Source organism: Ruegeria atlantica, assembly GCF_947495585.1.
Taxonomy (GTDB): Bacteria; Pseudomonadota; Alphaproteobacteria; order Rhodobacterales; family Rhodobacteraceae; genus Ruegeria; species Ruegeria atlantica_G.
Genome location: NZ_CANLZK010000001.1, coordinates 276,027 through 289,475 on the forward strand (window position 1 = coordinate 276,027; position 13,449 = coordinate 289,475).

Here is a 13,449-nt window from a genome sequence, read left to right on the forward strand (position 1 = left end):
TTCGATGGCTGGAAAGACGCATGTTGCGGTGTTATACGCCCGCGCATCGTTTATTTTGGGCAAATACGTCCACAAAGCCCGAAAAGGTCCGCCTGTATGAGCTCTGAAATCCGTCTTGCCTTTGCGCACCCGTCCGAGCGGTCCGAAGCGACCGCTGCCCGGGGGCCGCTGGATCGTATTTCCTTGCGCGATCATATCGTCGAGGTGGAGATCGGCGCGTTTCAGGCCGAGCGTGGAACGACCCAGCGTATCTGTTTTAACATCGTGGTCGAGGTTCGCCCGCTGACCGATCCCATCGACGATGACGTGGATCGCATCCTGTCCTACGACCGGGTGACTGAGGCGATCGCGTATGAGCTTGCGGCGGAACGTCTTAACCTGCTTGAGACTTTGGCAGACCGGGTGGCCGAGCGAATTTTACTTGAACCGCAGGCCGTAAGAGCTTTTGTCAGAATAGAAAAACTGGATCGTGGTCCTGGCGCTTTGGGTGTCGAGATCGTGCGCGGGAAAGACAAGGCTCACCACGACGTCGTCGAGGAAGAGCGTCCACATCCCCGACTGGCTTTCCTGTCGAATGAGGCCATTGCCTCGTCCAATCTGACCGGGTGGATCGATCAGCTGGAAAATCGTGAACGCCCGTTGATCCTATGTGTCGGCGCGGCGGATATGCCTGTTTCACAGACTGGCCACGCGATGACCCAACGCCGAATTGATCTGTTGGCGATTGAACAGAATGCCTGGGTTTTAGCTGCCCGCGATCACCGCTGTGTCGTCGTTTCAACGCGGACCGAGCTGGATTGGGCCATGAAAAATGGCCAGATTTGCGTCTGGGCCCCCTCAAAAATCGTGCTGGATGCTGTTGACGGCCAATCGGCGGCGCCTTCGGATGCGGTCGCGCTGGCGGCATGGTTTGCTGCCACTTTTGAGGCGAGCGAGATGATGGTGATCGGCGGCGCGCTGCCCGACGCACCTGAAACCCCATTGCGTGCGATCTCGGTGGATCAGGCGCAACTGTGACCGCGTATTTTCGACCTCTGGTTCAGCACGGTCCGAACCGTCCGTCGGAGGCTGTCTCAATTGCGGGCCAGCCGCTGTGGTTTACCCATGTCGAACGGTTAAGCCGTGAAGAGCCCTCAAGGGTCATTGCTGTGGAGGATGTGCCGGGCGACGCGCTGGACCGTCTGACGCGTCCGCGTGTCGATGTCGCCGGCCTTGCCATGGATCGTCCGCACATTATGGGCATTCTGAATGCGACCCCAGACAGTTTCTCAGATGGCGGTGTGCACAATTCGGTCAGCGCGGCCCAATCTGCGGCTGAACAGATGGTGTCACAAGATGCAACCATTCTGGATATCGGCGGCGAATCGACCCGACCCGGCGCAACCTTCGTGCCCGAAGATGAAGAGATCGCCCGGACCCGCCCCCTGATCGGAGCCATCAAATCCCGTACTGATGCGTTAATATCCATTGATACGCGCAAATCCGCCGTCGCCAAAGCAGCGTGGGAGGCCGGAGCAGGGCTGATCAACGACGTAACCGGCTTTACCTTTGATCCGCAGCTGGCACCGTTTTGCGCACAAGTTGGCGCTCCGGTCTGTGTGATGCACATGCAGGGCGATCCGGGCACGATGCAAGACAACCCGACCTATGACGACGTTCTGCTGGACGTCTACGATTTCCTTGAAGGTCAGGTGGATCGTCTCGAAGACCTCGGATTGGATCGGGATCAGATCATCGTTGATCCGGGCATAGGGTTTGGCAAGACCGAGGCGCACAACTTGGCCTTGTTGAAGGGGATCAGTCTGTTTCACGGTTTGGGTTGCCCGATCCTGTTGGGCGTGTCCCGAAAAGGTATGATCGGGCAAATTGGCAAGGAGCCGCGCAAGGACGCCCGCGCGCCGGGATCAATCGCCGTCGGGCTGGCTGGATTGTCACAAGGTGTTCAAATTCTGCGCGTGCACGATGTTGCAGAAACCGCTCAGGCCTTGCGCCTTTGGGCCGCCGTCCGGTAAGCCGGAGGTAGGCAAGAAATGACGGAGTGACATTATGCGCAAGCTGTTCGGAACCGATGGGGTGCGGGGGACCGCCAATACCCATCCAATCACGGCCGAAATGGCATTGCGCATCGGGGCCGCCGCTGGCCGTTACTTCCGCCGCGATCAATCCGACGTCCACCGCGTTGTGATCGGTAAAGATACGCGCCTGTCCGGTTATATGGTGGAAAACGCCCTGACGGCCGGATTGACTTCGACCGGGATGAACGTGTTGCTGCTTGGGCCGGTGCCGACGCCCGCCGTCGGTCTGATGACACGATCGATGCGTGCGGATCTTGGGGTGATGATCTCGGCCAGCCATAACCCGGCCGAGGACAACGGTATCAAGTTCTTTGGTCCTGACGGATACAAGTTGTCTGATCAGGCGGAACTCGAGATTGAAAGGCTGATCGAAGAAGGTGTCAAACCTGCGCAGGCACGGAATATCGGCCGTGCCAGACGGGTAGACGATGCGCGGTTCCGATATGGTGAGCGCGTCAAATCTTCGCTGTCGCGTGACTTGCGTTTGGACGGGCTAAAAGTTGTTGTCGATTGCGCCAATGGGGCCGCGCACCGCACGGCGCCCGAGGTTTTGTGGGAATTGGGTGCCGAGGTGATTCCGGTCGGCATCACGCCGAATGGTAAGAATATCAACCTCAACTGTGGCTCGACCAAACCGCAGATGGCTGCCGAAACCGTCGTGGCCCATGGTGCAGATGTCGGGATTTGTCTGGACGGTGACGCCGATCGCGTCGTTATGATCGATGAGAATGGCCAAGTCGCGGATGGCGATCAGTTGATGGCGCTTTTGGCGACCAGTTGGGCCGAGGCAGACCGCCTGAATGGCGGCGCGCTGGTTGCAACGGTTATGTCGAACCTTGGCCTGGAACGTCATCTTGAAAGCCATGGCTTGCGTCTGGAACGCACCGGCGTCGGGGACCGCTATGTCGTTGAACGGATGCGCGAGGGCGGGTTCAACTTGGGCGGCGAACAATCAGGTCACATCGTCATGAGCGACTATGCGACGACTGGCGACGGCCTTATGGCGGGCCTCCATTTCCTGGCAGAGATGGTTCATACGGGTCGCAAAGCATCGGAATTGGCGGTGCAGTTCGAAACCGTACCGCAAATGCTGAAGAATGTGCGCTATGGCGAAGGACAAGCCCCGCTTGAGGCCGCCAGCGTGCAGGCTGCAATTTCTGACGCCGAGGCGCGGCTGAACGGGCAGGGGCGATTGCTGATCCGCAAGTCGGGTACGGAGCCTCTGATCCGCGTCATGGCGGAATGTGAAGATGACGCGCTGTTGACCCAGGTTGTCGACGGCATCGTTGCCGAGGTCGAGGCCGTCACAGGCTAGCGCCCGGTTAGCATTTTTCGCAGGCTGAACCACTGACTGATGGCCAGCCCGGTCAGGATCATAGCCAGCGCCACGAAAAAGCGCAGCGGCAACGCCTCGGACAGCACCCATGCGCCGAACACCATCGACCAGATCGGGACCTGGTAATTCACCAGCGTCATAAAGACCGATCCCGCGCTGCGAATGACGGAAACGCGCAGCAGTGTAGCAAATGCCGTAGGCACCAACCCCAAAACGATGATGGCAATGCTTGGGCGGGTACCTTCCCATGTCGGGACGCCTTCTGTCACGAACATGATCGGCAGCAGGATTACTGCGCCGACCAGCAGGGTCAGGGCGGCCAGAACCACAGGATCAATGGGCGGACATTGACGGGTGAAGATCGACGCCAGGGAATAACACAAAGCAGCCCCGATGCAGGCCAACTGCGCCAAAGGTTCTGACCCGTGGCCGAGTTGCGCCAAACCGGGGCCGATCAGCACCAGCGCACCGCAGAAGCCAAGAGTGACGCCCACCAATTTTCTCAGGTTCAGGGGCTCGTCCGAAAAGAAATGCGCCAGCGGCAACACCATCAGCGGAATCGCGGCCATGGACAGGCCCGCAAAGGCCGAAGGCACATATTGCTGTCCCCAGCTTAGCAAAACAAAGGGCAGGGCAGACGACAAGATACCGATCACAATGACCGAGGCCCACAGGGCGGTCGACCCCGAGGGTAGCTTGCGGTTTGTAGCGGCCATCAGCCCCAGCAACATCACGGCACCCAACGTCGTGCGCGCGGTGGCGACGGTGATAGGTCCGTACCCTTCCAGCGCCATGGCAACGACCATGAACGTCCCGCCCCAGATCAGGCCGAGGGTGATAACACCGCTCCAATCGCGGGTTGTGGGGTGCTGGACCATCTTAGTTTCGCCTTGAGGCTTGGACAAAAAAGGGCGGCCTGATGGGCCGCCCCTTCGCATTCGCTTGGCAGGATCAGTTCTTTTCCTGATCGACCAGCTTGCCGGCGGAAATCCACGGCATCATGTCGCGCAGTTTCTTACCAACCTGCTCGATCTGATGCTCATCATTGTGGCGGCGAGCCGCTTTGATGGTCGGCTGACCAACAGCGTTTTCCAGCATGAAGTCACGCACGAATTTGCCGGTTTGGATGTCCGACAGCGTCTCTTTCATCGCTTTCTTGGTCTGCTCATAAGGCAGTATCCGTGGGCCGGTGACGTACTGGCCGTATTCGGCAGTGTTCGAGATCGAATAATCCATGTTCGCGATACCGCCTTCATAGATCAGGTCAACGATCAGCTTGGTCTCGTGCAGACATTCGAAATAGGCCATTTCGGGCGCATAGCCTGCCTCAACCAGAGTTTCGAAACCACAACGGATCAGTTCGACGATACCGCCGCACAGAACGGCCTGCTCACCGAACAGGTCGGTTTCGCATTCTTCGCGGAAGTTGGTTTCGATGATGCCCGAGCGGCCGCCACCGATGGCCGAGCAGTAGGACAGACCGATTTCCAGCGCCTTGCCGGTTGCGTCGCTATCGACCGCAACAAGGCAGGGCACGCCGCCGCCTTTGACGTATTCGCCGCGCACGGTGTGGCCGGGGCCTTTGGGGGCCATCATGATGACGTCGATGCCTTCTTTCGGCTCGATCAATCCGAAGTGCACGTTCAGGCCATGGGCAAAGGCAATGGCAGAGCCCGGCTTGATGTTGTCATGCACGTATTTCTTGTAGGTCTCGGCCTGCAGTTCGTCGGGCATGGTGAACATGATGACGTCGCACCAGGCTGCCGCTTCGGCGATGCCCATGACTTCCAGACCCTCGGCTTCGGCTTTCTTGACCGAGGCAGAGCCTTCGCGCAGAGCGACGACAAGGTTTTTCGCGCCCGAGTCGCGCAGGTTCAGTGCGTGGGCGTGGCCTTGGCTGCCATAGCCCAGGATCGCCACTTTCTTGTCTTTGATCAGGTTGATGTCGCAATCGCGATCGTAATAGACGCGCATGTCGCCGGTCCTTTCTGGTTAGATTGCCGAGGGTTTTACCTGCCAGATCGTGTATTGGCGATAGGGTTGCACTTGAGTATTTGTAAAAAAGATGAAGAATAATTCGTGTAGCGATAAGAATCCGAAAAAATCATGCTTGATGACATAGACCGTCGAATCCTGCGCCACTTTCAGGCCGATCCCAGCCTGACTGCTGCGGAACTGGCCGAGCGTTGCCGTATCAGCCAGGGTGTCTGCTGGCGCCGGGTCGAAAAGATGCAGGCCGCCGGAATAATTCAGGGGCAGGAGGCCGTGATCGATTGGGCGGCGCTTGGGTATGCGGTCGAGGTTTCGCTGCGCGTAACGCTGGACAAGACGCAATCGCGCGCGTTTGACGAATTTACTGCCGCCGCCCGGCAAGTGCCCGAGGTGATCGAATTGCAAACATTTCTGGGCAGGGTGGATGTGCGGCTGTCCGTGATTGCTAGAGACATGTCACACTATCAACAACTCTACCGTGACCGCATTCTGACCCTGCCGCATATCGCGGATATTGAGGCCCTGATGCATATCGCGAGGGTCAAGAGCGAAGAGGTCTTGCCGGTATGACCGAATTGGATGAGCTGGACCGAAAGATACTGTGTGCGTTGGCTCAGGACGCCTCCCAGAGCGCCGGGGCGTTGGGGCGTAAGCTGAGTCTGTCACAACCGGCGACATGGCGCCGCATCCGCCGGCTGGAAACCTCGGGCGTTATCAAAGGTCGCCGGCTGCGCCTGAATGCCGAGGCGTTGGGATTCGGCGTGACGGTATTCCTTGGCGTGAAACTGGCGCGCAAGGGTCAGGTCAGTCTGGAGGATTTTGAGCGTGCGGTCAGTGCTATTCCAGAAGTTCAGACCGTCGAGCATGTGCTGGGTTTGTACGATTATCGCCTGCGGGTGGTTGCCCGCGACTTGTCCGATTTTGAGCGGGTCCTGCGCCGTCGGATCATGACCTTGCCCGGCGCAGGAGATGTCGAAGCCAACGTCCTGCTAAGTGAGGAACGTTTGCCGGGACCGATCGGATAAGCCCGTTCAGTACCGCGTGCGGATGCAATATCCGGGATGGTGCGTCATCCGGGCAAATGCCATCGGATTTCCATTCTTCCAGGTCGTGCGCTCTAGCTGGATCATCGACGTTCCGGGGGTGGTTCCCATGAATTCCGCCAATCGTCCGTCCGCGGAGATCGCGCAAAAGGAGACCTCAGCCTCGGTAAACGGAGAGGCGTTCAGTAGCCATTCATGCGGGCCGTGGTCGGTCAGATCGGCATGTTCGATTTCGGGCACCGCATCTATGTTGATCCAGCGTTCTTCCAATTGGAAGGGACGGTTGTCTGCATAATGCATGCAGATGACTTGCAGGACGCGAATGTCAGCGGATACACCGATCTGCGAAGCCAGCCAACCGGGGCTTGCGACCACGTTACGTTCAACCAGCGAGTACCGATAGGTTGCATTTTGGCTTTCAACCGTTTGACGAGCCAAAGAAAATTCCAGCTTTGCATGCTTGCTGGGTTCCTTTTTGACCCGGGTCCCGCTTTTGCGTTTGCGCTCGACAAAGCCCTGATCAGAAAGCTCGCGCAGGGCACGGTTCACTGTCGCGCGTGCGCAATTGAATTCCTCGGCAAGCTGTGTTTCGGTTGGCAGAAGCGATCCCTGCGGCCAAATGCGGCTTTCGATCCGCCGTTTGACTTCGTCCCGTACAACTTGAAAACTGATCCGCTTATGCGCATTCACCTGTCGAAATACCTTTCTTCTGCAAAGTGAGTGCATCTGGTCAGAAACACGTCAGAGTGTAAAGGGCGGCTGACACTAATTGGCGTCATTTCTTGCCAGATTCGACCAACAAAATATCATTTGAGTATTTTGTTTTTAGTTCCCTTAGGCCAGATATTCGGGTTCAGTACGGGTCTCGGCAAATTAACCCGGGTCGTGAGGCCGCTGACGACAATTTGAAAGGACAAACCATGCCAGCGCTATTGGACACCGTCGATCCCTCTGGGCTCGAAGAGTTCTCGGTCGTGTTTACGGATCGGTCTCTGAACCACATGTCAGTTCAGTTTCAGCAGGTGATGCGCGACATCTCGGGCTTGCTGAAGGATGTATATAATGCGGATGGCGTTGCCATTATCCCTGGTGGTGGCACCTATGGGATGGAGGCCGTTGCCCGGCAATTTGCGCGCAACGCCAATGTACTGGTCGTGCGGAACGGGTGGTTTTCCTACCGTTGGAGCCAGATCATCGAATCCGGTGATCTGACGGCGTCGGCGACGGTTCTCAAGGCTCGTGAAACCGGCAATTCCAGCCCGTCGCCCTTTACCCCCGCACCGATTGACGAGGTTGTTTCAACAATCCGTGAACAGCGTCCGGACGTTGTATTTGCTCCACATGTAGAGACCTCGGCCGGGGTCATCCTGCCCGATGACTACGTAACAGCCATGGCCGCCGCGGCGCATGAGGTTGGGGCGTTAATGGTGCTGGACTGCATCGCGTCGGGTTGTGCCTGGGTCGATATGAAGGCCACCGGTGTGGACGTTCTGATCTCGGCCCCCCAGAAAGGCTGGAGCGCATCGCCCTGCGCGGGCCTTGTCATGCTATCTGAGCGTGCCGAGGCGCGGTTGGAGGAGACTACTTCGGACAGCTTTGCCGTTGATCTGAAGAAATGGCGGCAGATCATGCGGGCCTATGAAAATGGCGGGCATGCGTATCACGCGACCATGCCCACGGATGCGTTGAAGGCGTTCCGTGATACGATGGTTGAGACCCGCGATTATGGGTTCGACAAGCTGCGTGACGCTCAATGGGCGTTGGGCGATGGAGTGCGGGCTATGCTGCGGGACAAGGGCATCGTCTCGGTCGCGGCGGACGGATTTGGCGCGCCGGGCGTTGTGGTCAGTTATACCTCAGATCCAGATGTTCAGAATGGTAAGAAATTTGCGGCTTTGGGCATGCAGATCGCAGCAGGTGTGCCGCTGCAATGTGATGAGCCCGAAGGATTCAGCACCTTCCGCCTTGGTCTGTTCGGTTTGGACAAATTGTATGACGTTGACGGCACCATCGGGCGGCTCAAGAGCGTGCTGGATCAGGTTCTGTGAAACCGTTCGGGCCTTAGCGTACGCCGAGGCCCATTTGCATCAAGGTCTTGCGAACAGTCGGCAGGGAATAGAGCGCATTCAGCCCCATCGCCCGCACGTCCCTTAACGGTCGCGCCTCGATCATCGAGGCGCGGTTCAGTAGATCGATGCCTTTGACCCGCATCTCAATCTCGGTATGGCGGGCTTTGTGATAGGCATCGAGCATTTGCGCATCGCCCAGACCTTCGGGGCGGGCCTGCGCCAGTTCCAGCAGGCTGCTCAGATCACCCAGCGACATGTTCAATCCCTGTGCTCCAATTGGCGGCACCACATGGGCGGCTTCGGCCATTAGTGCGACTCGCTCGCCTGATAAACGTTCTGCTGACTGGCTTATGATCGGCCAGATGGTCCGGCGCGACGCCAGCTTCAAGGGTCCGAACAAACCACAGGACCGTTCGGTCATCAGCGTTTCAAACACCTCGGACTCGGTGTTGAGCAACTCAACCGCGCGGGGTCCGCGCTCCATCCACACAATCGCCGAAGACGGTTGCCCCTGCCAATCGGGCAGGGGGACCAGGGTGAACGGCCCGCCCGAGCGGTGAATTTCGGTCGAAACATTGTCGTGCGGGATGGGATGTGTGACTGCAAAGGCCAATGCTTTCTGGCCATAGCGCGTGGTATGGACGTTGATACCAGCCGCCTCGCGCATGGGAGAGTTGCGCCCGTCAGCGGCGACTAACAGTTTGCAACGAATGCGGCTGCCGTCACTCAGGCCGACACGCGCTTCGGCAGTGCGGGTGAACAGACTGACAGTGCCAGTACCGGGGCGGAAATCGACATTGGACAGTTCGGCCAGTCGTGCCACCATCTCGCGCCGCAACAGCCAGTTGGGCAGGTTCCAGCCAAAGGGTTGGTCCGAAATATCTGCGGCGTTGAAATCGCGTACCACGCGGGGTTCAGGAAAATCTCCGCCTGCGTCCACAATCCGCATGATCTGTAAGGGGGCCGCGTGTGCGTCCAGCCGTTGCCACAACCCGCATTGCTCTAACAAGCCGTGCGCCGGTTGCAAAAAGGCGGTGGTCCGCAAATCAGAGCCGTCCACGTCGCGCTCGGTTATCGGGGGCGTCGGGTCGACGCAAATGACGTCGAACCCGGCGGTTCCAAAGGCCGCCGCAGCGGTCAGACCAGCGATTCCGCCGCCGGAAATCAGGATGTCACAGCTGTCTTTCATGACCTTGGCCTCCGAGTGTTTGGCAGACCCTAGTTCGGTTCTGCATCGGGCGCCAAGTGACATCCTGTCCCGCGTGTTAGCCGCGTGAAATCAGGATGAGGATCAGGAACATCACCGGCACCATCATCACGGCTGGGATGTATAGGCCCGGCAGACCGAACAACAGGGCAGAACAGCCCCACATGCTGAAAATCGCGGCCGCTGTATAACCCCACTCTTCGCCCTTTGCATGAGCGGCATCTTTGGCTAACCAGCCAAACAGGGGAATTGCAAACAACAGGCGCTGCAAGATGGGCAGGCGTCCGGGCATCTCGATCGCGCTCATGGGGTCTCCGATTCTGTTCGTCGCTGAGGCGCATATAGGGTCGATGATGCACCTGCAGAATGTGCAGATCGTCGCAGTGTGACAGCCTATCGCAGGCGGGACAGAAACGCAGTCAGGTCGTCGGTGTGATGGTGGATATGATCGGCCTCGTGCGGCTGGGGCGCGACGTGAACTGTGCGCATTCCCATCGCGTGCGGAGCAGCCAGATTGCGCGGATCATCTTCAAACATGGCCGCCTTTTCGGCGTCGATGCCATCCTGTGCAAAGATCGCCTCGAACGCGGCCTGTTTAGGTTTTGGAAGATAGCCCGCGTGTTCTACGCCATAAACCGCATCGAACAAACCGCTGAGACCGCGTGCTTTTAGCACACGTTCGGCATAAGGCGCGCTGCCGTTGGTGTAAACGATGCGACGGCCAGGCAGGCACCGGATGTTGTCGGCCAACTCGGCGTCGGGGTCCATGTGGCTCATGTCGACCTGATGCACGGCGTACAGATAGGGTTCGGGGTCCAAGTCATGCTCAGCCATCAAGCCGGCCAGCGTGGTGCCGTATTCCCGCCAATAGTGCGAGCGCAGACGATCCGCCTCGGCTCGGTCGACGCCAATGGCCTGCACCACGTAATCCGTCATCAGCACCTCGATCTGGTCGAATAGTTGCATATGAGGCGGGTACAGTGTGTTGTCGAGGTCGAACACCCATTGGGTGACGTGTGAAAAAGAAGGTTTGACCATGGGTTGGGTTTAGGCCGCCATGCACAGGTTTTCAATGCTACACTTGATTGCACGGGCCTGAGGCGGATAGACATGTCCGAACGAGGAGAAAAAACACCCCATGCCGCAATCCCGTCAGCCCAACAAAGACGCCTATAGCCTTATTCTCGAAGCGATTGATGTGGGCGTTTACAAGCCCGGCGACCGATTGGTCGAAAGTGAGCTGGCAGAACGATTTGGCGTGTCTCGTACACCTATCCGCGAAGCGTTGCAGCGCCTTGAGACGCAGTCCCTGCTAGAGCGTGACGGACGATCACTGATCGTGGCTTCATTGGATCACAACCAAATGGCCGAACTTTATGTGGTCCGGCGCGAGTTGGAAGGGTTGGCCGCAAAGCTGGCCGCGAAACACGCCACCGAAGAAGAGATCAAAGTGCTGCAGGACATGGTCGCCGCTGACGATGCATTGGTGAATGATCCAACGGCGCTGTCGCGGGCCAACCGGCGGTTTCATGAACAGATCCATCTGGCTTCGCACAACCGGTATCTGGTGCAGCAGCTGAATCTTGTGCACCGCACAATGGCTCTGATGGCTACGACGTCTCTTGCCGTTCAGGGCCGCGGCGAGATTGCGCAAAGCGAGCATAAGGGCATCGTCGAAGCGATCACCGCACGGGATGAAGAGGCGGCAGAGCGCGCGCTGAAAGAACATATCTCGGTGGCCTTCATGACCCGGCTGAAACAGGATGCGGTGCTGCGCGAAAAATGACCGTCAATGCGGCTGTACTTCTTCGCGGGCCTGCCCATGCTGAGTTTTGTCCCAGAAGAACGGGTTGCTGGCCAATTCCCACAGGGCTTTGTAGGCGGCTAATACGCCCAACGGAAAATACAGCGGCATTGTTGGAACCCACGGCATCAGGAACCGTCTATCCTGTGCTGCTACGGCCAGCATTCCAACGATCAGATTGGTGATCTCGGCCACCAGAAACAGGCTGATGAGTGCGTAGAAGGCCCAATCAGACAAAAGCGGATCGAACGGGCCAGGCAAGCCCAGTGTCGCCAACCAGAACAGCCATAGGACCGGTGCCAGTAGAAACTGGCCAATAGTGCCCAAGAAGAACGCCTGAACGCCAAGAAATCGCTTGAACCCGATGTCACCCAGCAGACGCCGCGGCGCACGCATGTGCACCAGATAGGTCACCATGAACCCCTTCAGCCAGCGCGAGCGCTGTTTGACCCAGGGCCAGGCGCGAAAGTTTGCCTCTTCATAGGTGGTGGTATCAACCATCTCGGTTCGATAGCCCGCGCGGCTGAGGCGCACACCCAGATCCGCATCCTCGGTTACGTTGTGAGCATCCCAGCCGCCAAGCTCCAGCAGCTTGTCCCTGCGGAAAAAGAATGTTGTGCCCCCAAGCGGGACGACCAGACCTAGATTCGCAATGCCTTGCAGGATGATCCGAAACCAGCTGTTGTATTCGATGGTAAAGCAGCGTGACCGCCAATTTGTGCGCGGGTTGTAATAATCCAGAACACCTTGCAGGCAGACGACATCTTCGCCAGCCCGCGCAAAATGCCGGACCACGCGTTCGATCTGATCCGGCTGCGGGGCGTCCTCGGCATCCCACACACCCAGAATGTCCCCACGACAAAAATCCAGCGCGTAGTTCATCGCTCGGGGCTTTGTCGTCAGTCCGTTCAGTTCCGGGACTTCCACTGTTCTGATCCAGCTGGGTAGATCCACTCGGCTTAATGTAGTGCGCGTGACCTCATCTGAGGCCTCCAGCACCAGAATGATGTCCAACAACGCCTTTGGGTAGCTCAGGCGTTGCAGCCGCTTTATTAAAGCGCCTGCTATTTCTCGTTCTTTGTAAAGGGGCACCATCATCGATACGCGTGGCAATCGCAGTGGGACAGGCTCGGGCGCTGGGCACACTTGGCGGCATCTCATAAGATATGAGACCAAGCCCGCCATGCGCAAAACCATGAACAAAAGCAGTGAAACTGTGGCCGTGGTCAAAAGAGCAGCCAGACCAACCAGAGGAAAGGCTGAAAAACAGAAAAGAAGTCCCGCAATGGCCGCGATCGGACCCGCGCGCTTTGTCGGCGTCCATGATCGACAGCTCTGATCCTTGTCGACCCGGGTTTCCGCGCCTTTTGCCAAAGTGTCGGAAAACGCGCTGGCAATCGCATGATCAATCTGACTAGCCGATGCAAGTACTGGTGCAATCGTGTGTTCGGTGTGGGACAGGGCGGCGCGCACCGCGGCAAAGCGGTTCGGATCCGCGGTCGCGATCAGCAGGATTGGGCCGATGCGTTGCCATGGGATTACATTATGCTTCAGCCAGAACTCGGCCGGTTTGATGTCACATAAAGTCGGGGAAGGGGGCGTGTCTTTCAGATCGGCAATTTGCAAGTTGGTCTGCTCGGACAAAGCATCCATGACTTCCTGACGGCTGATCCAGCCCTCTCCGACAAGGATCTCGCCCAGCGGGGCCTGTTGTCTGGACTGTAGATGCAGCGCCATTTCCAGCTGCGCGGTGGTGATGCAACCACGTTCGACCAAGCAGGTGCCCAGGGGTTTCCGCGACCGATTAGAAATCGGCGCGGCGCGCGTGAATTGCTGCAGGTTATGTTCAACCATAAAAAACCCCTGACACGGTGACCCGCGTCAGGGTGGCTCAATCAAGGTTAACAGCGCGTTAACACTATA

14 protein-coding genes are annotated in these 13,449 nt (G+C 58.2%); 7 read left to right on the plus strand and 7 right to left on the minus strand.

All coding sequences use genetic code 11. The features are described from left to right. Positions 1-96 precede the first annotated feature (96 nt). Genes QMP16_RS01350 through glmM form a run of 3 tightly spaced genes read left to right on the plus strand, consistent with a single transcriptional unit; the run spans position 97 to position 3,390 of the window. Positions 97-1,017, plus strand: a complete 921-nt coding sequence (locus QMP16_RS01350) for a dihydroneopterin aldolase (protein WP_113789074.1) — start codon at positions 97-99, stop codon at positions 1,015-1,017. Beyond that, positions 1,014-2,012 (plus strand): dihydropteroate synthase, encoded by a 999-nt coding sequence (gene folP / locus QMP16_RS01355; RefSeq protein ID WP_282150945.1) that lies wholly within the window; start codon positions 1,014-1,016, stop codon positions 2,010-2,012. The genes QMP16_RS01350 and folP overlap by 4 nt, the downstream gene beginning before the upstream one ends. Before the next feature lie 34 nt (positions 2,013-2,046). Continuing rightward, positions 2,047-3,390 (plus strand): phosphoglucosamine mutase, encoded by a 1,344-nt coding sequence (gene glmM / locus QMP16_RS01360; protein ID WP_282150946.1) that lies wholly within the window; start codon positions 2,047-2,049, stop codon positions 3,388-3,390. Here the strand turns inward: glmM and QMP16_RS01365 are convergent. Together QMP16_RS01365 and ilvC are read right to left on the minus strand one after the other, a co-directional pair. Continuing rightward, positions 3,387-4,289, minus strand: a complete 903-nt coding sequence (locus QMP16_RS01365) for a DMT family transporter (protein ID WP_282150947.1) — start codon at positions 4,287-4,289, stop codon at positions 3,387-3,389. The two genes, glmM and QMP16_RS01365, sit on opposite strands and share 4 nt — an antisense overlap. A 73-nt stretch (positions 4,290-4,362) precedes the next feature. Further along, on the minus strand, positions 4,363-5,385 hold the full coding sequence (ilvC, locus tag QMP16_RS01370) for a ketol-acid reductoisomerase (RefSeq protein WP_282150948.1): 1,023 nt from the start codon (positions 5,383-5,385) through the stop codon (positions 4,363-4,365). 132 nt (positions 5,386-5,517) lie between these two features. On the opposite strand from ilvC, the gene QMP16_RS01375 reads away from it, so the two are divergent. Beyond that, positions 5,518-5,973, plus strand: a complete 456-nt coding sequence (locus tag QMP16_RS01375) for an Lrp/AsnC family transcriptional regulator (protein ID WP_109312017.1) — start codon at positions 5,518-5,520, stop codon at positions 5,971-5,973. Beyond that, positions 5,970-6,428 carry an Lrp/AsnC family transcriptional regulator gene (locus QMP16_RS01380; RefSeq protein ID WP_282150949.1) on the plus strand — a complete coding sequence of 153 codons (459 nt, stop codon included), beginning with the start codon at positions 5,970-5,972 and terminating at the stop codon, positions 6,426-6,428. The genes QMP16_RS01375 and QMP16_RS01380 overlap by 4 nt, the downstream gene beginning before the upstream one ends. A gap of 6 nt (positions 6,429-6,434) precedes the next feature. On the opposite strand, the gene QMP16_RS01385 is transcribed toward QMP16_RS01380, so the two are convergent. Then, entirely contained in the window at positions 6,435-7,136 is a 702-nt protein-coding gene (locus QMP16_RS01385) for a GntR family transcriptional regulator (RefSeq protein WP_200833231.1), read from the minus strand. A 230-nt stretch (positions 7,137-7,366) separates the two neighbouring features. Between QMP16_RS01385 and QMP16_RS01390 the strand changes: the two genes are divergently transcribed. Continuing rightward, positions 7,367-8,494: an aminotransferase class V-fold PLP-dependent enzyme gene (locus tag QMP16_RS01390; RefSeq protein ID WP_282150950.1), complete on the plus strand. Its 1,128-nt coding sequence runs from the start codon at positions 7,367-7,369 to the stop codon at positions 8,492-8,494. Positions 8,495-8,507: 13 nt separating this feature from the next. Here QMP16_RS01390 and QMP16_RS01395 read toward each other — a convergent pair whose 3' ends face one another. The 3 genes from QMP16_RS01395 to QMP16_RS01405 form a co-directional block, all read right to left on the minus strand. Then, a complete protein-coding gene (locus QMP16_RS01395; RefSeq protein WP_282150951.1) occupies positions 8,508-9,704 on the minus strand; it encodes a UbiH/UbiF family hydroxylase in 1,197 nt (398 codons plus the stop codon). Positions 9,705-9,780: 76 nt separating this feature from the next. Continuing rightward, positions 9,781-10,029: a hypothetical protein gene (locus QMP16_RS01400; RefSeq protein ID WP_282150952.1), complete on the minus strand. Its 249-nt coding sequence runs from the start codon at positions 10,027-10,029 to the stop codon at positions 9,781-9,783. An 86-nt stretch (positions 10,030-10,115) separates the two neighbouring features. Further along, positions 10,116-10,760 carry a pyrimidine 5'-nucleotidase gene (locus tag QMP16_RS01405; RefSeq protein ID WP_282150953.1) on the minus strand — a complete coding sequence of 215 codons (645 nt, stop codon included), beginning with the start codon at positions 10,758-10,760 and terminating at the stop codon, positions 10,116-10,118. 100 nt (positions 10,761-10,860) lie between these two features. On the opposite strand from QMP16_RS01405, the gene QMP16_RS01410 reads away from it, so the two are divergent. Further along, positions 10,861-11,508 (plus strand): GntR family transcriptional regulator, encoded by a 648-nt coding sequence (locus tag QMP16_RS01410; protein ID WP_058273905.1) that lies wholly within the window; start codon positions 10,861-10,863, stop codon positions 11,506-11,508. Positions 11,509-11,511: 3 nt separating this feature from the next. On the opposite strand, the gene QMP16_RS01415 is transcribed toward QMP16_RS01410, so the two are convergent. After that, entirely contained in the window at positions 11,512-13,380 is a 1,869-nt protein-coding gene (locus QMP16_RS01415; protein WP_282150954.1) for a glycosyltransferase, read from the minus strand. Positions 13,381-13,449: the final 69 nt, after the last annotated feature.

Coding starts and splice junctions, on each gene's coding strand:
- QMP16_RS01395 (WP_282150951.1), bottom strand. CDS start 9,704: ATGAAAGACAGCTGTGACATCCTGATTTCCGGCGGCGGAATCGCTGGT.
- QMP16_RS01400 (WP_282150952.1), bottom strand. CDS start 10,029: ATGAGCGCGATCGAGATGCCCGGACGCCTGCCCATCTTGCAGCGCCTG.
- QMP16_RS01380 (WP_282150949.1), top strand. CDS start 5,970: ATGACCGAATTGGATGAGCTGGACCGAAAGATACTGTGTGCGTTGGCT.
- QMP16_RS01390 (WP_282150950.1), top strand. CDS start 7,367: ATGCCAGCGCTATTGGACACCGTCGATCCCTCTGGGCTCGAAGAGTTC.
- QMP16_RS01350 (WP_113789074.1), top strand. CDS start 97: ATGAGCTCTGAAATCCGTCTTGCCTTTGCGCACCCGTCCGAGCGGTCC.
- QMP16_RS01405 (WP_282150953.1), bottom strand. CDS start 10,760: ATGGTCAAACCTTCTTTTTCACACGTCACCCAATGGGTGTTCGACCTC.
- glmM (WP_282150946.1), top strand. CDS start 2,047: ATGCGCAAGCTGTTCGGAACCGATGGGGTGCGGGGGACCGCCAATACC.
- QMP16_RS01365 (WP_282150947.1), bottom strand. CDS start 4,289: ATGGTCCAGCACCCCACAACCCGCGATTGGAGCGGTGTTATCACCCTC.
- QMP16_RS01375 (WP_109312017.1), top strand. CDS start 5,518: ATGCTTGATGACATAGACCGTCGAATCCTGCGCCACTTTCAGGCCGAT.
- QMP16_RS01410 (WP_058273905.1), top strand. CDS start 10,861: ATGCCGCAATCCCGTCAGCCCAACAAAGACGCCTATAGCCTTATTCTC.
- ilvC (WP_282150948.1), bottom strand. CDS start 5,385: ATGCGCGTCTATTACGATCGCGATTGCGACATCAACCTGATCAAAGAC.
- QMP16_RS01415 (WP_282150954.1), bottom strand. CDS start 13,380: ATGGTTGAACATAACCTGCAGCAATTCACGCGCGCCGCGCCGATTTCT.